Genomic DNA, 18,152 nt, shown 5'->3' on the forward strand with positions numbered 1-18,152 from the left:
GGCCATCTTAATGGAGGAGATCGGTGTGAGCGAATCTCTGGACAATCCGGAATATTACATCAACCGCGAGTTCACTGCCCTGGCATTTAATGAACGGGTTTTACAACTGGCTAAAAACGAACGCGTCCCCTTGCTGGAACGCATGCGATTTTTATGCATATGCAGCAGTAATCTTGATGAGTTTTTTGAAATTCGCGTCGCCGGTCTGAAAGAAAAAATCGCCCTGTCGTCACGCAAACCCAATATCGATGGCTTAACGGCCGATGATGTATTTAATCATTTAAGCCGCAAGGCCCATCTTCTGAGCGATGAACTTTATGAGATTTTCAATAGAGAACTGATGCCGGCGCTGCGCAGAGAAAACATTTATTTTCTCGAAATTGATGAATGGAGCGAAGACATCCAGTTGTGGGCCAAGCATTATTTTAAAAATGAAATTCTCCCCATCGTCAGCCCCATTGCGCTGGATCTGGCGCATCCGTTCCCGCGTTTATTTAATAAAAGTCTCAATTTCATTATTGCCTTGCAGGGCCGGGACGCATTCGATCGCAGCATCGATTATGCGGTGGTTCATGCCCCCCGTTCTCTGCCGCGCATGATCCACCTGCCATCTGAACTCTGTACTTCAGGCGGCAGTTACTTTGTTTACCTTTCATCCATTATTCAAACACACATCCACAGCCTGTTTCCGGGCATGGAAATCAATGGCTGCTACCCTTTTCGTTTAACACGAAACAGTGATTTGTTTTTGCGCGAGGAAGAAATTGAAGACCTGGCAGTCGCTGTACAGCGTGAATTATTCTCCCGCCACTACGGCCATGTGGTCCGGCTTGAAATCGACAAAAAATGCCCGCCGCACATCGTGGATTTTCTTTTGCAGAAACACCACCTTCACCATGAAGACAGTTATTATTGCGATGGACCGGTTAATTTGCAGCGCTATGCCAGCGTTATCAATCAAATCGACCGCCCCAACTTGAATTATCCGCCGCTGCATGTCCAATACCCGACGTTTCTTACCCATAAACGCAACCTGTTTAATGTCCTGGATGAGCAGGACATCCTCCTGCACCATCCTTTCCAGAGTTTTGATGTGGTCATTGATTTTGTGCGCCAGGCCGCGGCCGATCCAAATGTACTGGCCATTAAACAAACCTTGTACCGTACCCGCTCCGATTCCATCATGGTCAAAGCACTGATTGAAGCGGCGCGCTCAGGCAAGGAAGTAACTGCCGTCGTGGAATTGCGGGCCCGTTTCGATGAAGAATCAAACCTTAAACTGGCCAATCGTCTGCATGAGGCCGGGGTGCTGGTCCTGTATGGTGTAATGGGCTATAAAACCCATGCCAAAATGACACTGGTGGTGAGAAGAACGCACGGCAAGCTGAAACGTTATGTTCATCTCGGCACAGGAAATTACCACGAGCAAACCGCAAAACGCTACACCGATTTTGGCTTGTTAACCAGTGAGTCCACCATCACCGCCGACACGCAGATTATTTTCCAGCAACTGACCGGTTTGGGTAAAACGGTCAAACTCAAAGCCTTGTGCCACTCACCGTTTACTCTGCAGAAAAACCTGCTGCAATTGATTGAGGATTGCGCTGTCACCGCCAGGGAAGGCAAAGAGGCTGAAATTATTATCAAAGTGAATGGCCTGACCGACAAGGTCATGATCAAAGCGCTCTACCTTGCCTCCCAGGCAGGCGTAAAAATTACGCTGCTGGTACGAAGCCTCTGCTGCCTTAAACCGGGAATACCCGGCATCTCGGACAATATTCGTGTCATCTCCATTGTCGGGCGCTTTCTTGAGCACCATCGCATTTATTATTTCCGCAGACAGGAAGAAGAATTTTATTTCTGCTCCAGTGCAGACTTGATGGAGCGCAATCTTTATAACCGCATCGAAATCATGTTTCCTATTCTCGATGAGGACTGCCAGCGCCGCATAAAAAATGAAATTTTTAAAAATTACCTGAAGGACAATCGCAATGCCTGGGAAATGCAGGCAGACGGCAGTTACAAAGCCTTAACCCATGGCGCCTACAGCGCTCAGGAAAAATTAATTGCTCTGTATTCTCATGGCATTGAATAGCGGTTACACCAGCAGGGTTTTGTGTTTTTTCCCTGCCTCTTCTCTGACCAGACGGGGAACCAGATAACCTGGAAGCAGGGCTTGCAATTGGCGATAAATGGCCAAAGCCTCATCATCCGGCATGTCAAAATGCGCGCCTCCCTTGACCTTATCGAACACGTGCAGGTAATAAGGCAAGACATTACAATCGAACAGGCGTTCGCTCAACGCGGCAAGGACATCAGGCTCGTCATTAATGCCCTTGAGCAGAACCGATTGATTGAGCAATTGGCAGCCTGACTGGTGCAGGGCAAGGCAGGCTTTCGCCACGGATTCGTCTATCTCCTGGGGATGATTGCAGTGAATAACAATGACTTTGCGCAAGCGCGAAGCGGCCAGTTGGTCTAATAACGTCGCATTGATGCGCTCCGGCAGGACGATGGGAATGCGAGTATGAAACCGCAGAGTGCGTACATGGTTTATCTCACCCAGTGCCTTAATCAATTCGCCCATGACCAGGTCCGCCGCCATCAATGGATCGCCGCCGCTCAATATCACTTCATGAATGGCTGAATCCTCACGAATATAGTCTATGACACGCCGCCAACCTTCGCGGCCCGGATTGTTATCCTGATAGGGAAAATGTCGACGAAAACAATAGCGGCAATTGACAGCACATGCACCGGTCAATGTTAACAGCACGCGGCCCTGGTATTTATGAATTAAACCCTGCATCGGATTAGCAGCCGCTTCCCCCAAGGGATCGACACTGTAGCCTAAGGTCTCATGCAGTTCCTGCTCCACAGCCAATACTTGAAGCAGTAAGGGGTCGTTCGGGTTGCCTGCCTGCATCCGCCTGGCAAAACCGCGTGGGACACGGGTCTTAAATTGCTGCTCGGCCCCCTCACTGCCTAGCGTGTGAGGCAGGGAAAGGTAATCCAGCAACGCCTCTTTTGTGGCAAAACCTTGTGCCAGAATTTTTTGCCAGCTCACAGAAGCATCTCGCATTAATTGTACAAAATTGGTAAACTGCGTGAACTTTAGCGAAATTACGACAAAATCTCAACTGTGGAGAACGAATGGCTATTTACGGCAGTAATGATTTAAAAAATGGTTTGAAGGTCATGGTGGACGGTGCGCCCTGCAACATTGTTGAATGCGAGTTCGTCAAACCCGGCAAAGGCCAGGCTTTTACCCGCATCAAAATCCGCAATTTAAAAACCGGCCGCGTCGTCGAGCGAACCTTAAAATCAAACGAGACTTTATCCTCTGCCGATGTCACCGATGTGGAAATGCAATACCTTTATAATGATGGCGAACAATGGCATTTCATGGTACCCGACAACTTTGAACAATATGCAATCAGTACCGAAACCCTGGCAGACTCCGCCCAATGGTTAAAAGAACAGGATATCTGCATGGTGACACTGTGGAATAACGAACCCATTCAGGTGACACCTCCGAACTTTGTTATCCTAACCATCACCGAAACCGACCCAGGCTTAAAAGGGGATACATCAGGCGGTGGCGGTAAGCCTGCAACGCTCGAAACTGGCGCTGTAGTGCGTGTTCCGCTGTTTGTGCAAACGGGTGAACTGATTAAAGTGGATACGCGTAAAGGCGAATACGTCTCTCGCGCCAAGGAGTAATGGCGCCTGGTGCGGGAGTCTTCCCGCACCGCTGTCTTGCAATCTCTTCCACTGTCCCTAAGTCATTTATTTTAATCATTTTTTTTACCTATTGAACAAAAAAAATTCATGTGTTAGCCTAGCTTGTTTAATTTATCAGGCAGAGCATCATTATGGTTTATTATTTTGGCACCCCCGATCAGGTTAAAGCCGATGAAGCTTACGTCAGCGGTGATTACCACGCGGCGCTGACCCATTATCACCGCGCACTCGAAACCCTGAACCGGTACGCAGCTCAACCCCATTTTCATCCTCCTTCTGCATTTTATGACGCGTTATGCTATGTCAATGCTGAAATTGCTCACACGCAGTGCATGATCATTCAGACCGCTATTGAGGAGGATCGTTTTTCACGGGAGGAAACGGAGATGCTTTGGCAGCAAATCCGTGGAAAAATCCCTGAAATTATCCAGCTCTTTGAACGAATCAGAAATCATAGCCACGTCAAATGCAATCAGGCCTTCATTCATGATCTTTTAAATCTGGCTTCAGAAACCTGCGAAAAAATCAGCGATGAACTGCTCGATTTACAAGACAATCAAGCGTCTTTACCGACTCGGATAATGCTTTTGCAGGCCGGCAACTCCTGGATAAGAGAGGCCATTCATTACCGCCATCAAGCGGGCTTAAGCGCAATAGATCAGCACTTAAGCTATCTCAATACGCTGGAATCACTTTTTAAACTGGACGCAAACCCTGAAACAATGAGCGAGATGCTTTCGTACACGGAAAGCAGCCAGTTACTCATCACCCCCTTACCCCCCACCATGGAACTGGAAGTCTGTTACTATCGCGCACTGGCTACCTTTGAATTGAAAAAAGAGGATTGCGACCTGTTCATGATGCGTTGTCAAAGGCTTATTGACGGGCTCGATTCCTCTGCCAGTGACTTGATCGTGGTGGACGATGCCAAGGCACTGCTTCATCGCTACCGGGAGGCATTTCCTGCCCCTGACGCCCCTGACCGTGTTGATGATCACCTCGATCCCGATCACATGGATGCCTCTGGATTCGAGGAGGAATCAATGGATGATGACTCAAACGTCGTGCCCCACGTTGCTCAGCCCAACACCCTGCCGGCTGCCGCCAGTTCGTTGATTGCAGGCCAGCCACCGTTGTTTAACACGCTGAGTCCGAGGTTATTTTTTCAGCCTCCTGTAAACACAGGAACCATGCGGCTTGTGGCCGCCATGAGAGCCATCACCGATCATGCAACAAATGAGAAATTTTTTGCCAATATCCTGTCGATAGCAGGCGATTATTTCTATAAACATTGCCAGTTTAAATTTAAAAACCGCATGCTGATGGCCAATGATTTGTATGCAACGGCTTTGTCTATTGATGCAAGCCACAGAGTGGCCAGAACCAATCAAAAGCAAATTCAGCGTTTCCCCGAAGTGCGGGATAACTGCCGGTATGCCACGAAAGGGAATCGATATCAGGAGCCAAGAAGCGCCTTTGTTCAGGCAATTGAAGACATCGGCCTGCAACTGGAAGTGCTCACTCCCGAGACGATGCAGAAAATTCTTAACGAGATGGTTCAATCCGTTGCGATGACCATTGAATCAAAAAACATTGCCGGACCCTTATCGCACGCTGTCGCTGACACGTTAAGGAATCATTTTAACCAGGAGGCCCATCAACCGCTCTCTATTCCCGGCCTCTAGCCGCTGTTGCTGCCGCAGGGATTACCACCTGCGGCCAACTAAACCGACTCCATAAGAACTGCCATAATAACCGCCATAAAGTGAACGATTACCGTACCAGTAGCTGTTTCTCCAGGTCACACCAGGATAATAGGAACTGTAATAGCTTCCCCAATAGGGCCTGTAACCATAATAACCCACGGAGTAGACGTAATCGCTGTTGTACCCGGGTGAATACGTGCTGCTGGTAACCGTGCAACTGGAGAGCATGAAGGCGGACAAAGAAAGGCTGCTTACTAGAATTAGTTTTTTCATGACGTTGTCCTTGTCTATAGACGTGTATAAAGTATACGACAAGAACAAATTATTAACAAATTGACCTTATTTATCACCAAAATTCAGCCCGGAAACCGCGCTATCCATGCCATCATTGCTTTTCATGATAAACGATAAGAGTAGAGGAATTGAAAAAGAAAGGGAGGGTCTTCGCGATACAGGTAACGACTTTCCTGAGTTCTGAGCCGCAACTGCTCTTACTGTGGCGATCTATGAAGGACTTTAGGTTTCCTTAATTCACAAGGACGCACACCGCTCTTCAAAACCAATCTCCGTATTCGAAATTTGATTTAGGTTCAGCCAGGGCAGTCATCACCTATATGTCTAATATAATAGACCATTAAGCGCCAGTTGTGCATAATTTACACAAAATTACTTATGAAAAGAGGCTGGATTTGAAGTATCCGGTTGATTTTTTCTATTTTTTTTCATTGGCTGCTCAGTGACTGCATCGATGGGGGCGGGGCCCTGAAAGCCATGATCATTTTCCAGACGTTCTTCCTCTTCGTCATTGGTGAGAGGAATCGCTGTCGGATTGGTGTTTCTTTTCCCTGAATGCTTAAACGTTGACATCGCATCACTCCTTTACTTGTGACAAAAAAAGCAAAAACCACCCGAGGGTGGTTCTTTGCTGTCGGTAACTAAGCGAAATTCTCATTTCGTTACTACCTACATCTTAAGCATAGTAATGAATACCATTTTTTTCAAATTTTTTGATAATAAAGAGATTTAAATATAGTGGAAAATTTTTAAATATCAAACGATTGCTCTATGTAAAAATTTTTATAAAAAATGTTCGCTATTTGCATAATACTTTCATATGTTCTATGGTTACTTAAGCTTACTTCAATTTTGGACAAGCAATGATAAGGAGAATTATCATGGACAATAATCAACAATCCGGAAAAAACCAAACCCAGAGCAATATGGGAAATAATCAAACCCAAACTCAGGGGCAAGGCCAAAAACAAGCTGGCATCAATCAAAAACCGGGTCAAAATCAAACAGTTAAAGGCGGCCAAGGCCAATCCACTCAATCTCAAAACCTGGGTAAAGGCAACAACCAAAATCAGGAAAAAATTAGTCAGGGGCGCAATAACATTGATGATCCCATGCGACGCTAATCGCCAAATCCACTCAAAATTCTGCCAGATTCCTGGCAGAATTTTTATAAAAAACAGTTGATTTTAAGATTAAAACATCTTCATCTGATTGCGAATTTTAATCGCGGAAATTATCAAATTGCAGTGGGATTTTAATGTCTGATTTCTTCAATAAGGCAATTATTTCCTGCAAATCATCGCGTTTTTTTCCTGTTACCCGCACCTTGTCTCCCTGGATAGACGTTTGTACTTTTGCTTTACTGTCCTTAATGATTTTAACGATGTCCTTGGCCATGGGTTGATCAATTCCCTGTTTAAACGTCATTGTCAAAGAGAAGGTTTTTCCACTGTGTACCGGTTTGTCTTCCATGTCCACACCGGACGCATCGACACCACGTTTGCTGCAATGGGTACGAAATAAATCTTCAAGTTGTCTGACCTGAAAATCCGATTCTGATTTTAATGTGACCGTCATTTCTTTTAATTCAATGCTGGACTCCACCCCGCGAAAATCAAATCGCGTCCCCATTTCCCGTACCGCATTATCGACAGCATTTTTAAGCTCAACTTCATTAATTTCGGAAACAATATCAAATGACGGCATAATGGACCTGCAAACAGTTAAAATACGTGGACTTACGATTGTAACTAAAAAAGGGTAGCAGTGAAATTGCAGAAGGGTTACTGGTTGAACCCGGGGAAATCCTGTATAATTTTACAGCATTATTGCCCCTCCCATCTCAAACAGGGGCAGATTTTTTTAATGGCAAAATGGTAATATGCCGGCAGTCGTTGCTTTAACTCCAACAGGTAGGATTATGAATTCGTTTGTTATTATTGCTTTCTATAAATTCACCCCCATCGCCAACCCCGAACAATTGCGTGAAATTCTTCTTTCGAAATTAATTGAGCTTGACATCAAGGGTACCCTCATTCTGGCAAACGAAGGAATCAATGGCAGCTTCAGCGGCACTCGGGAGCAAGTGGATACGTTCATTGCCTACCTTAGCGCTTACCCTGAATTTAAAGGCATTCATTTCAAGGAAAATTACGACAGCACCAACCCCTTCGACAAGTCCAAAGTGAAGTTACGCAAAGAAATTGTTTCCATGGGCGTGGCCAACGTCGATGCACAAAGCAATGCCGGTGACTACGTGAAACCGGAAGAATGGAATGCCCTTATCGACGATGAAAACGTGCTGGTTATTGACACCCGCAACGACTATGAAATTGAATTAGGCACGTTTAAGCGGGCCATTAATCCTAAAACGGTTAATTTCCGCGATTTTCCAGACTACGTTGAAAAAAACCTGCTTGAAAATAAAGATAAGAAAATAGCCATGTTTTGTACCGGCGGGATACGCTGTGAAAAATCCACCGCTTACCTGAAGCAACTGGGCTTTGAAAAGGTCTATCATCTGGAAGGCGGAATTCTTAATTACCTTGAAAAAATCCCCGCACACGAATCGTTATGGCAAGGGAGTTGTTTCGTTTTTGATAACCGCGTCGCCGTCGATCAGTCGCTGGCCTCTCTGCAAAAAGGCAGCATTGATCTCGAGTGGAAAAACAAACATCGTCAAAAAAGCCTTGATGACATGATTGAGTCTTAATTCATCGTGACAACTGCATTAAACAGACTCATGGCCATTCGTTTTGTCAAAATTCTACTCGCAGATTAATATGGATACAGTAAAGAACGCCGCGGCAATTTATCTTGCCAAACCCGAATACCACAAGGAGTTGGCAAAAGAACTTGGCAAGGATAGTCTGACAATTGGAGACCTTTTCTTTTCCCCACGTCAGTCGCAGACTGTTTGCTTTGCAAAAGACAGTTGGCTCAATCCTCAATTTATTGAATTTGAATCCATTTCCCAAGCGGCCGCTGCATTAAAAAATGCGGGCAAATTCTGGTACCTTCATCCCTTAACGCATGTTCGCCGCGGTCGATTAATCGAAGAAAAATTGCGAAAAACACCGTCTCTGATGCGTCATTTTCCACTGACGCATGATCTGCCGCCAGTGAATGTCTTTTTTCTTCTTGATAAGAATACGCTGGTGTACAGCACAGAGCGAACGAATCCATGGCCGGACGGTGAATGTTTATTCATTGAAGACAAGGTCAATCCACCCAATCGGGCTTATTTAAAATTATGGGAAGCCCTGACCCTGCTTAACCATTATCCCAAAGCAGGGGAAAAAGCCCTTGATTTGGGAGCCTCACCCGGGGGGTGGACCTTTGTCATGCAAAGCTTGGGCGCCAGCGTCACGGCAGTTGACAAAGCGCCCTTGGCTGATCCAATCGCAGGTTTACCGCGCGTTCATTTCCTAAAGCAAAGCGCTTTCGCACTTGAGCCCGATAAACTGACAGAGTCCTATGACTGGGTGCTGTCCGACGTGGCCTGCTATCCCGAGCGGGCTTTTCGTTTGATTAAGCAATGGATAGCTTCAGGTAAAGCAAAGCAATTGATTTTTACCATTAAACTGCAGGGAGAAACGGATCTGCAAATTATCAAGGAATTGCAGAACATTCCCAATTCCCGGGTTTTAAATCTGTTTTATAACAAGCATGAAGCCACCTTTTTCCATCCCTTTCCGGGTTAGGTCGCTGGTTGTAATTTGACTCGGGCTAATCGCGTACTCAAAACATTTATCATTAAACCGCAAATAACCAGCATGCCGGCTGCCACCTTCCAAAGCTCAAAGGGCTCGCCTAATACAATGATTGAACTGAAAACGCCCACAACGGGTACTAATAACGTATAGGGAACCACCATACCTACCGGGTAACGGCTTATTAGCCAGTTCCATACCCCATAGCCCACCCAGGTGGAGATGTACACAATATAAAACAGAGAACCAATACCCAACCAGTTGACATGATGGTAGGTGTAAGCCATGCTCGCCGGCCCTTCCAGCAGGAGGGATAAAAGCAGCATCGGAATACTGGCTACAAAGCTGCCCCAAACCACCACCGCCATCATATTGACGCCTTGAAATTTTTTGGTAATCAAATTGCCAATACCCCAGGTGGCAGCAGCAGCAAGAATGAACAGGAATCCGGTTAAGGTGATGTGGCTATCAAGATGCAAGGCGACAAGGCCGATGCCGGCAAACGAAACGATGGCTCCCATGATCTGCAACAGATGAGGCTGCTCTTTTAAAAATACGACGGCAAAGAACAGGCTGAAAAAAACCTGCACCTGAATAATCAGTGACGCCATTCCTGGGGTCATGCCGGCATGCATGCCTAAAAACAATAAGGAAAACTGCAGGGCAAACATCACCAGACCATAGGAGGCAATTAAGGTAAAGGGGACCTTTGGCGGTTTAATAAAAAAAACCGCCGGCAGGCTTGCCAGCACAAAGCGCAGGGCGCAAAGCAGCAAAGGGGACATTTCATCCAGAGCAAATTTAACAAAAAGGAAATTAACACCCCAGACAAGCACCACAACCAGGGCTAATAACACATGGGCAAAAGGCATAATGGAAAACCGCTTGAAACAGTACCCACTATTTTAACTTAAAAAGACCATAGTTTTTTAAAATCCGGTGAAAAAATAGTGTTAAGTTTAAAATCACACGCAGCTGCAGGCGAAAGCCTGCAGCCTGAAAGACAGCGGCTTAATTGCAACGCCTTTCTATCCAGCATTCATCATAATAATTATCGCACACCTCATACTCCTGGCAGCGTGGAACATAATAATTCTCCACAGGCACATTGATAATGACATTGGGCACAGGAGGACCCCAATAAGGGCCTGGATCGTAATAATAAGCGCGCGGCCCATACCCGGGGTGATAATGGGTATTGCCGCCATACCAGCCCACACCAACGCTTACCGCTGACCAGGCCTGGCAATTAAAACTGGCAAGGAGGCTTACGAGAAACAAGCCAATACAAGCGGCATTGCCTTTACGTGTCGTCATTTTATTATCCTTGGGTAATGAATCGTTATTTGAACGCGGAGAACAATAGAATCACTCGGTTGGAGGTATTTTAAATTTGTACAACTTGTTCCGCAATTACCTTTGAAAAAATATTTTACTTCGTTTCAATTCATTCGACGGTTAATCGTCTTGCTAACTGCCGTCGTTATTCGCAAAATGCTGGTCACCCAATTCAACCATCAGGCTACTGTATGAAATCGACATTTGATAAATTCCTTGATTTTTTTAAGAAAAAGAAAAATCCTAAACCCAAAGCCTTTTCCGCGGACAATACCCCCCACCGGTTAAGTCTGGCTGAGGCGAACACCCCGGTTGAAAAAGTGAATAACCGCCCCAAAATCCATACTTTTTCAGAACAGCAACCGCATTCATACAGCGTCTGTGCCGTTCGCATTACGTCCGGGCGCCTGGGGGTCAAAATAGAGTTTGAAATTAAACCCGAAGCCTTGTCTAAAGTGTATTTTCGCCTGACTCAAACCAAAATACCCCTGAAATGCAATAAACACAACGAAGCCTATCATCTGGCTTTAACATTATCACAAAATCGTTACATTCAGATTGTCACTAATGATATGTATGACATTCTTAAAAGCCTTGAAATATTATCCCCCGAGTACCTAAGCCCTGAACTGCTGCAACAAATCGTCCAACATTTTCCTGCCGTGTCTGGCGAGATTGATCTCTACAGCTTTCTTCCACCTCCGTTAGATGAAGCGCCTGAGCCGCCACAGGCAGGGAATACCCCCCTTCAGACCAACGCCAGCTCTTCTGCATTTTTTATCGTCCGCCCTGTAAAACAGGCACCGAACCCGCCAGAAAATCAGCCCTTGAAATACCAATAAGCAGAATCATCTGCCCTTAACTATACTGAGAGAAACTGCTGCGTTACCCTGACCGTCAAATAAGGAAGAAAAATGAAAGGGACCAGTCAAATCACGCTCTCAGTGTGCTTTATAGCCTTTCTCAACCTGCCTGCCTTCGCCTCAAACTCAGAGAAAACGCTCCATTACGGTGTCGCGTATGAAGGCGGTGTGGTTGCTTGCCTGCAGAGCAATGGCGATCTTTATAACCTTATCGCCGCAAGCCAGGACAACAGTGATGGCATCAGTTGGGGTGGGCAGGGAATTGCCATTGGCCCTGCAGCCCAAAGCGAAACGGATGGTTTGGGCAACAGTCAGGCGATTAGAGAAAAATTAGGCGACGACTCCAGTTACGCTGCGAAACTCTGTCTTGATTATGAAGTCGATGCGGCAGGCAATACTCCTTGCAAAGAGGGTCAACCCTGTTACCGTGACTGGTTTCTTCCCGCAAAAAAGCAACTGCACTGTCTTTATAAGCATTACAAGGAAATCGGCGGTTTTGCGAAGGACTATTACTGGAGCTCAAGCGAATTTGCCGGTTATCCCGAATACAGTGCCTGGGATCTTTATTTTTCAGACCAGGATCACCATGATTCGGGCGAAGATGATTTTGAGAGAGTGCGTTGCGTACGCTCTTTTACTCCCCCAAAATCCTGATTTTCAAGGATTACTCCTCGGTGGTGACGCTTAATTTGCCAGCGGCGCTGTAAGCCTGAACATTGGGCTGATACATCGCCTGGGCATACACGGGTGGTACGATGTATTGTCCATTATTAATCGCTTTAATGCGATAAACAATTTCAGTCGCCTCAGAGCCAAGCCCGGTGAAGAAGATGACACGATCTTCACGGACATCGGCATAATCGAGGTATTTCATATTCACGGAATCCCTAACCACCTCAAAGCCGCCGGGTAACAGATCGACAATGGCTACGTTATTCAAATAACGATCATCCAATGCCCTGACCTGAATATGGACTTCCATCTCTTTACCCAGGGCAATGGTGTCGATGACATTGCCATCCACATTGCGGTATTCACGGTCAATTTCTATCCCTTGCTTCAAGGCCTCCGTGGGTGCCTGTTGATCAAAGCCCGCTTGAATCAGTTGATAAAAAATAGACTGCTTTCCTGGATTATTGAAAGTAATTTCCTTAACCCCGCTTTCCAATAACGCCTTCTGGAAAACGGGATTGCTGGCAGGTACGGCGTTGGATGTATTATCCGCCAGGGTTTCGGTCATTGAGAAGCGTCCTGAACCATCCGCTTCCACGGCCTGTGCATACGCGCCGAGCGCCAAACTGGAATAACCGGCCAGCAAAGTGTTAATTTCGCCATTATTCATCGCCGATACCAGTGGGATAACGTACTGATCAGTCATTTTTCCGAGTCTCTCCGGGAAATGACTGGCGACTAAATAAAGGTATTGGGCATTGGCAATCGATTTGCTGTAAAAATCAGTGGGTGAGGCATCGACAGGCGCCTTGTAGCGGCCGATCAGTTGCTGCGCTTCATCCTCGCTTTTCAGCAATTGATAGCTGGCAGCAATGTAAGCCCCGAGAATGTCTTCACGCCAGACTTTTGCCTGCTCTTTTTCCAGATAAAGTTGCAGGTTGGTTAAATAATTGGTTGTGACGACTTCATTGCGGGTTAACAGATAAATGGCGTAGGCTTGTAATCGCGCCTCTTCGAGGTTTCGGGGATTTGGAGCAGCCAATTCCTTTAAAAAGGCGATGCCCGCATAATACAGTTCATTGGGGATGTTATAACCCTGCGCCTTAGCTTCCGTAATAAAGTGCATGGCATAGACAGAAACAAAACGATCGCTGTCACTGGCTGTCATACCTGGCCAGTAGCTAAACCCCCCGCTAGTCATCTGACGTTGCCCAAGCATCTGGAAGGTCGTTGTCAACCGATCGGTAATGGAGGCGGCGTTGCTGTTAAACCAGGGCTGCTTACCCATGGCCAGCAAAGGCAGAGCCTTACTCGTTAATTGTTCCGTACAGCCATAAGGATAATCATTTAAATAGCGCTCCAGGCCGGTGACGAGGATCAGTGGGCTGCTGGACATCGCTGCCTCGACATGCCTGTATTCGGGATACAGGTTTCTATCCAGAGTCAGGCTTTTGGTTCCACTCGTGGTGCTGCCGCTTTTAACCGAGGTGAGGAAGGCCGTAGGAGGTCTGATACTTAAGGTCGCATCCATTTTACTGGACTTAGCCCCTGCACTGGTTACGAAAGTCAGCGAGGCGGAACCAAGAACGGTCTTTGCCCGTAATTTATATCTGACCGTCTTTTCCTTGCCTTCACCAATGGTCAGTGAGGTCTTGGCATCACCCATAATCTCCAATCCGGGAGTAACCGTCAGCGCAACATCAATAGCCGCAGCGTCTCCTGAGTCTTTGATGTTATTGGCAATGCTTGCCGTCACCTCAAACTCATCCCCGGGAGCCACGAACGCAGGCACATTGGGATTGATGACAAAATGCCCGCGCACCTGCGATTCCTTGGTTGCGCCACCCACGGCATCCTCGGCCACGGCAACCGCCATGACTCGTAACGTACCGCTGAAATAATCCGGCACCTGGTATTGCACCTGCCTTGGAGTTTGATCGGCGTCCATAATCCCTGACCAATACACCACGGGTAAATCGGTTTTGCGTTTGAATGGGTTTAAGTGATTCGCCAGGAACTCTTCGCCGCCATCGCCCCCCACCGTCGACAATTCACGCTCTTGAACAAATTTAGGCAGAATCTGATCGACTGTTTGCTGCGTCAACACTTCGAGTGCTCTTTTCTGAAAAAAGAAGCTTAACGGATCGGGCACTTGATAGTTAGCCACCTGCAAAATGCCTTCATCGACAGCATAGACGATGATTTTTCCAGGCTTGTCCGTCTGGTATTCAATAGTAAACGGTTCACCGGGTCTTGCCAGCTGCGGTGTGTTGAGCGCAATTTTCACCGCATGATTGTCATGGCTGACCTTGAAAGGAATGACGCTGTAGCTTAAAGGGCTGATAACGATTTCGGGCGAATTCCAATCTCGTACAAAGGCGACATTCACATAACCGTTGCCCTCAAAATCGGCAGGAATGTGAATAGTCTGGACCGAACTGGTTGTCTCCGTTTTAAACCATTGGGTTGCATAGACTTTGTCCCGCTCAATGGTGATTAATCCGGCACCAGTATAGGGTGCAGTAATCTGCAGCTCAATGTCTTCATCCGCATTATACTCTTCCTTACTGAGCTTGACTGTTAATTCGGCATTCTTTGCCAGCGGAATTTGACTTTCGCCAACCACGCTGAAATTGAATTGGCTCAGCACAGTATTGTTTTTATCCGTTACCTGAACGGAAAAATCACCGATTTGATCCGTTGACAACGGGTATTGAATCCCCTGTTCAGCAATACCAAGCGGCTGGCTGCTCACCAGCGTGGATTGAACAATCGATTGGTATTGATAAGTGCCATCCGGTTTTTTAACCAGTGTTGAAACCGGCCTTAAGGAGTAAAGGTTCAGTTTCAAGTCATTGACAGCCATGGGCTTTAACTGAGGATCGATGGCGATAAACTCGACTTGCCGGGTACTGTTCTGCTTGATGTACTTTAAATCGCCATCCGGTTTATAACCGATAAGGTAGCTTAAAGGACTAACCAGGGCCGTCAATTGCGTAGCAACACTGCGGCCACCCTGGGCTTCAAATCCTTCGGCAAAAAAGGTCAGCTGATAAGTCGCCTTGTCAAATCGCTCCAGGTCCAGATTGAAAACGGCCAAGCCTTCCGCATCCGTTTTAGTCTCCGGCAAATTATCCGTAAACACTTTCGCAGGTTTGTCAGAATCAAGCAGCGGATCAGCAAAAACATAATCAGGGTATTTATCAAAGGCCACGCGTTGCGGAGTCAGTAAAATTTTGGCGCTGACAGTGCGCTCAGCCGCGGGAGCGCCATACAGATTCCAAAGACCCACTTTAGCACTTAAATCGGCAGGCGACATCCAGCCTTCCGAGCGCGGTTGTGACCATTGCGAGGTGATGCGCATGCGATCCGGTTGAAACTCAGACACGCGGAAATTCACCGAGCCCAGGTAACTGTCGGCCTGGTTATCCTTTACGATGTAGAGGTTAACATAATACGGCCCCGTGGGAGAGGTGGCATTGGTTGCGACATCAAAACTCATATAACCTGACGCATCCAGAGTGAATTTTTTATCCAGAATGGTGGTGCCTCGCGGATCAGTGACCGTGGCCTGGAGGGGTAAACCCGCAGGCTGGGGTTTGGCAAAGGTTTGTTTGACAATGACGCCAATGTGCGCTTCGTCCCCGGGACGATAAATGCCCCGGTCGGTAAACAGGAAGGCACTGAGACGGTTTTTTTCATCGGCATTGTAAACCCCTCCGACATCATAACGGGAATAATTCAATTGCCGACCGGGATTATTGTAGGGAATAAATGAGACATCACTGCCGAAACTGGCTAAATAAGCCACGGGCTCCCTGTCTTCGATAAAATCATTGAGGGGAGGGAAATTGGCGCGACCCTGTGCATCCGTGAAACGCGTTAATACCGGCAGCCCGTTTTTACCCAAAACCGCAACCATGGCATTCACCACAGGCACTCCCCCAGTAATCGACTGCACAAAGACATCATGGGATTTGTCGCTGTTGTCCTTCACAATCAAACCCAGATCCGTCATCAAAATCAAACGGCTGTTTTTGACATCAAGCGGGGTATTGTTGTTCATATCCCAGCCCGTAGCCTTGAGCAGGAATAAACCCTGCGGTCCCTGACTGTTGAGCTCGGTGTTGACGTATTTACCCAAATCCAGGGCGGTATACTGCTGCCTGCTTAAATCGGAGTTATCGAACTGGCGTAGTTCAGAAAAAAGCTGACTGATGTTCTGCTGATTAAAGCTTTGATTGATGAAATATGGATTATTGAAATCCCCTTGTGTCTGGGTTACCAGCTGATTGATGTTATCCGGCATAACCCGGGCAATTTCAAATTTAACAGCAGAAAGCCCGCGCACCGTCACCGACAGTTTCCGCTCGCTGTTTAAAGCCAGCAGAGCGCCTTTATGTAAAAAGCCGATTTCGCGCGGGAATTCCGGCACTTTGACAATGGTCGCGTAGTCACTGCTTAAGACGAAATCGCCAAAACTCTTGATGCCTTTATTAAGTTTGACGTACAGGTAACGGGGTTCATTCACTGTAAATTGATAACTGTGCAACGTAGCGAAATGTTGGGCAGCAGGAATGGTGGTTTTATTAAGTGGCGTTGCCAGAGCCAGGATGTTGGCTGTGACCTCACCGGGATTCTGCCACTGATAATTTTTTATCTCCCCTTGTGTACGCGTCGCGGGATAATCCTCAGGCAGAAGGTAGACATGCAGGTATTTGTTTAATTCCGCCTCATTAACACCCACGGACGTTTCCAGATTGAGAACCTGTTCCGGTTGATCTTTGTTGTTCCGTACAATGGCGGCATCCACTTTAACCACTTTAAAGTAACTGCCCATGTCAGGAAGCAGCACATTCCTGCTGACCGCCACCTCCGTTTCACTGGATTGACTGGCTGACTTAACCCCGGGACCGATGGATAAGACGAGATAACGCGAGATTTCAGGCAGTTGCAAGGTCTCTGAACGCAGATACGCCACGCGATTGTGCTTGCCATACGTGACTGTAAATTGATACTGTTGTGCGGCCATATCCAGTTTGTCTTTTTTAATGGCTTCCAGTATCAACCGGGTGTTATTCTCAAAACTGGACGTGTCCACAGGATAATTAAAACGCACGGTGGCTACCACCTGCCGTACATTGGGTTTCACCGGATCCTGATAAAATTTCAATTGACTGATTTTGACGCTAAACGGTTGGGTTGCAAATTGATACGTCAGGGTCTCCATCCGGCTGCTGTCAGCAACGGCCGTTTTATCCAATGTTACCTGATAGGTTTGACCAGCAGGCCAATCCTGACTGGGAGTAAAAATCAGGCGATGATCATTTTCCCATTTCCAAAGCCCCGGGATCTCAGGCGACAGCGTAATGCCTTCAGTAACTTCCTTGCCGATGAGCTTTAAAGGGGCCACCGATTGGCTCAGCAACCCGCCATCCCGGTTCACACCAAAATCAAAAATCACCGGTTCGGGAATTAATTCATCCGCCACCGGGGTTATTTCAGGGGCGGTAATCCTTGCGATAATCCGTTCGGGAACCGGGCGATTTTGATACCATTGATAGGCATAGGCCAGTGCGGCCACCAGAATGAGGGCCGAAATCACGGTACCCACGAATTGCGCGGGTTTTCGGCGGGCTCGCTGACCTAATTCCCGGACCCAGGGCGGAGAGCTCCAGCTGATACGACCAACGAGTCGCGACAGGACAGAGCCCAGTGCTGCAAAGAAACGTGAAAAGGGATTGTTATTCATGTTGGGTCCAATGAAATGGTGGCACTTAATAATTCAATTTGCTTGAGGTATTTAAAGTCCATTTTTTTAT

15 protein-coding genes are annotated in these 18,152 nt (G+C 47.0%); 8 read left to right on the top strand and 7 right to left on the bottom strand.

The window, feature by feature from the left end:
• Positions 1-25 precede the first annotated feature (25 nt).
• On the top strand, positions 26-2,095 hold the full coding sequence (ppk1, locus tag GH742_RS13990) for a polyphosphate kinase 1 (RefSeq protein ID WP_203455465.1): 2,070 nt from the start codon (positions 26-28) through the stop codon (positions 2,093-2,095).
• Positions 2,096-2,098: 3 nt separating this feature from the next.
• On the opposite strand, the gene epmB is transcribed toward ppk1, so the two are convergent.
• Positions 2,099-3,082 (bottom strand): EF-P beta-lysylation protein EpmB, encoded by a 984-nt coding sequence (epmB, locus tag GH742_RS13995; protein ID WP_203455466.1) that lies wholly within the window; start codon positions 3,080-3,082, stop codon positions 2,099-2,101.
• 71 nt (positions 3,083-3,153) lie between these two features.
• Between epmB and efp the strand changes: the two genes are divergently transcribed.
• Both efp and GH742_RS14005 read left to right on the top strand, forming a co-directional pair.
• Positions 3,154-3,723, top strand: coding sequence for an elongation factor P (efp, locus tag GH742_RS14000; protein WP_203455467.1), 570 nt, complete (start codon positions 3,154-3,156; stop codon positions 3,721-3,723).
• A gap of 152 nt (positions 3,724-3,875) precedes the next feature.
• A complete protein-coding gene (locus GH742_RS14005; RefSeq protein ID WP_203455468.1) occupies positions 3,876-5,429 on the top strand; it encodes a hypothetical protein in 1,554 nt (517 codons plus the stop codon).
• Between the two features lie 21 nt (positions 5,430-5,450).
• On the opposite strand, the gene GH742_RS14010 is transcribed toward GH742_RS14005, so the two are convergent.
• Together GH742_RS14010 and GH742_RS14015 are read right to left on the bottom strand one after the other, a co-directional pair.
• Positions 5,451-5,723 (bottom strand): hypothetical protein, encoded by a 273-nt coding sequence (locus GH742_RS14010; protein ID WP_203456973.1) that lies wholly within the window; start codon positions 5,721-5,723, stop codon positions 5,451-5,453.
• Positions 5,724-6,116: 393 nt separating this feature from the next.
• Positions 6,117-6,317, bottom strand: a complete 201-nt coding sequence (locus GH742_RS14015) for a hypothetical protein (RefSeq protein WP_203455469.1) — start codon at positions 6,315-6,317, stop codon at positions 6,117-6,119.
• Positions 6,318-6,625: 308 nt separating this feature from the next.
• Between GH742_RS14015 and GH742_RS14020 the strand changes: the two genes are divergently transcribed.
• Complete coding sequence (locus tag GH742_RS14020; RefSeq protein WP_203455470.1) at positions 6,626-6,868, top strand: hypothetical protein; 243 nt, start codon at positions 6,626-6,628, stop codon at positions 6,866-6,868.
• A gap of 97 nt (positions 6,869-6,965) precedes the next feature.
• On the opposite strand, the gene GH742_RS14025 is transcribed toward GH742_RS14020, so the two are convergent.
• Positions 6,966-7,451, bottom strand: coding sequence for a YajQ family cyclic di-GMP-binding protein (locus GH742_RS14025; protein ID WP_203455471.1), 486 nt, complete (start codon positions 7,449-7,451; stop codon positions 6,966-6,968).
• A gap of 214 nt (positions 7,452-7,665) precedes the next feature.
• Here GH742_RS14025 and GH742_RS14030 point away from each other — a divergent pair, with 214 nt between their 5' ends.
• Positions 7,666-8,457: a rhodanese-related sulfurtransferase gene (locus GH742_RS14030; protein WP_203455472.1), complete on the top strand. Its 792-nt coding sequence runs from the start codon at positions 7,666-7,668 to the stop codon at positions 8,455-8,457.
• A gap of 70 nt (positions 8,458-8,527) precedes the next feature.
• A complete protein-coding gene (locus tag GH742_RS14035) occupies positions 8,528-9,448 on the top strand; it encodes an SAM-dependent methyltransferase (protein WP_203455473.1) in 921 nt (306 codons plus the stop codon).
• Here the strand turns inward: GH742_RS14035 and GH742_RS14040 are convergent.
• Positions 9,445-10,329, bottom strand: coding sequence for an EamA family transporter (locus tag GH742_RS14040; protein ID WP_203455474.1), 885 nt, complete (start codon positions 10,327-10,329; stop codon positions 9,445-9,447). The two genes, GH742_RS14035 and GH742_RS14040, sit on opposite strands and share 4 nt — an antisense overlap.
• Before the next feature lie 139 nt (positions 10,330-10,468).
• Positions 10,469-10,774, bottom strand: coding sequence for a hypothetical protein (locus tag GH742_RS14045; RefSeq protein WP_108290810.1), 306 nt, complete (start codon positions 10,772-10,774; stop codon positions 10,469-10,471).
• A 212-nt stretch (positions 10,775-10,986) separates the two neighbouring features.
• Between GH742_RS14045 and GH742_RS14050 the strand changes: the two genes are divergently transcribed.
• The gene (locus GH742_RS14050) at positions 10,987-11,637 is read left to right on the top strand and encodes a hypothetical protein (protein ID WP_203455475.1); all 651 of its coding nucleotides are present in this window, start codon (positions 10,987-10,989) and stop codon (positions 11,635-11,637) included.
• Between the two features lie 72 nt (positions 11,638-11,709).
• Complete coding sequence (locus GH742_RS14055; protein WP_203455476.1) at positions 11,710-12,312, top strand: DUF1566 domain-containing protein; 603 nt, start codon at positions 11,710-11,712, stop codon at positions 12,310-12,312.
• Positions 12,313-12,322: 10 nt separating this feature from the next.
• Here the strand turns inward: GH742_RS14055 and GH742_RS14060 are convergent, their stop codons facing one another.
• Positions 12,323-18,082, bottom strand: a complete 5,760-nt coding sequence (locus GH742_RS14060) for an alpha-2-macroglobulin (RefSeq protein ID WP_203455477.1) — start codon at positions 18,080-18,082, stop codon at positions 12,323-12,325.
• Positions 18,083-18,152 lie beyond the last annotated feature (70 nt).

The sequence above is a fragment of the Legionella sp. MW5194 genome, assembly GCF_016864235.1.
Lineage (GTDB): Bacteria > Pseudomonadota > Gammaproteobacteria > Legionellales > Legionellaceae > Legionella_C.

Excerpts from the sequence above, each read along its gene's own strand:
- epmB (WP_203455466.1), bottom strand. The coding sequence starts at position 3,082 with ATGCGAGATGCTTCTGTGAGCTGGCAAAAAATTCTGGCACAAGGTTTT.
- GH742_RS14040 (WP_203455474.1), bottom strand. The coding sequence starts at position 10,329 with ATGCCTTTTGCCCATGTGTTATTAGCCCTGGTTGTGGTGCTTGTCTGG.
- GH742_RS14005 (WP_203455468.1), top strand. The coding sequence starts at position 3,876 with ATGGTTTATTATTTTGGCACCCCCGATCAGGTTAAAGCCGATGAAGCT.
- GH742_RS14030 (WP_203455472.1), top strand. The coding sequence starts at position 7,666 with ATGAATTCGTTTGTTATTATTGCTTTCTATAAATTCACCCCCATCGCC.
- GH742_RS14020 (WP_203455470.1), top strand. The coding sequence starts at position 6,626 with ATGGACAATAATCAACAATCCGGAAAAAACCAAACCCAGAGCAATATG.
- GH742_RS14060 (WP_203455477.1), bottom strand. The coding sequence starts at position 18,082 with ATGAATAACAATCCCTTTTCACGTTTCTTTGCAGCACTGGGCTCTGTC.
- GH742_RS14050 (WP_203455475.1), top strand. The coding sequence starts at position 10,987 with ATGAAATCGACATTTGATAAATTCCTTGATTTTTTTAAGAAAAAGAAA.
- GH742_RS14025 (WP_203455471.1), bottom strand. The coding sequence starts at position 7,451 with ATGCCGTCATTTGATATTGTTTCCGAAATTAATGAAGTTGAGCTTAAA.
- GH742_RS14045 (WP_108290810.1), bottom strand. The coding sequence starts at position 10,774 with ATGACGACACGTAAAGGCAATGCCGCTTGTATTGGCTTGTTTCTCGTA.
- GH742_RS14010 (WP_203456973.1), bottom strand. The coding sequence starts at position 5,723 with ATGAAAAAACTAATTCTAGTAAGCAGCCTTTCTTTGTCCGCCTTCATG.
- GH742_RS14015 (WP_203455469.1), bottom strand. The coding sequence starts at position 6,317 with ATGTCAACGTTTAAGCATTCAGGGAAAAGAAACACCAATCCGACAGCG.
- GH742_RS14055 (WP_203455476.1), top strand. The coding sequence starts at position 11,710 with ATGAAAGGGACCAGTCAAATCACGCTCTCAGTGTGCTTTATAGCCTTT.
- GH742_RS14035 (WP_203455473.1), top strand. The coding sequence starts at position 8,528 with ATGGATACAGTAAAGAACGCCGCGGCAATTTATCTTGCCAAACCCGAA.
- efp (WP_203455467.1), top strand. The coding sequence starts at position 3,154 with ATGGCTATTTACGGCAGTAATGATTTAAAAAATGGTTTGAAGGTCATG.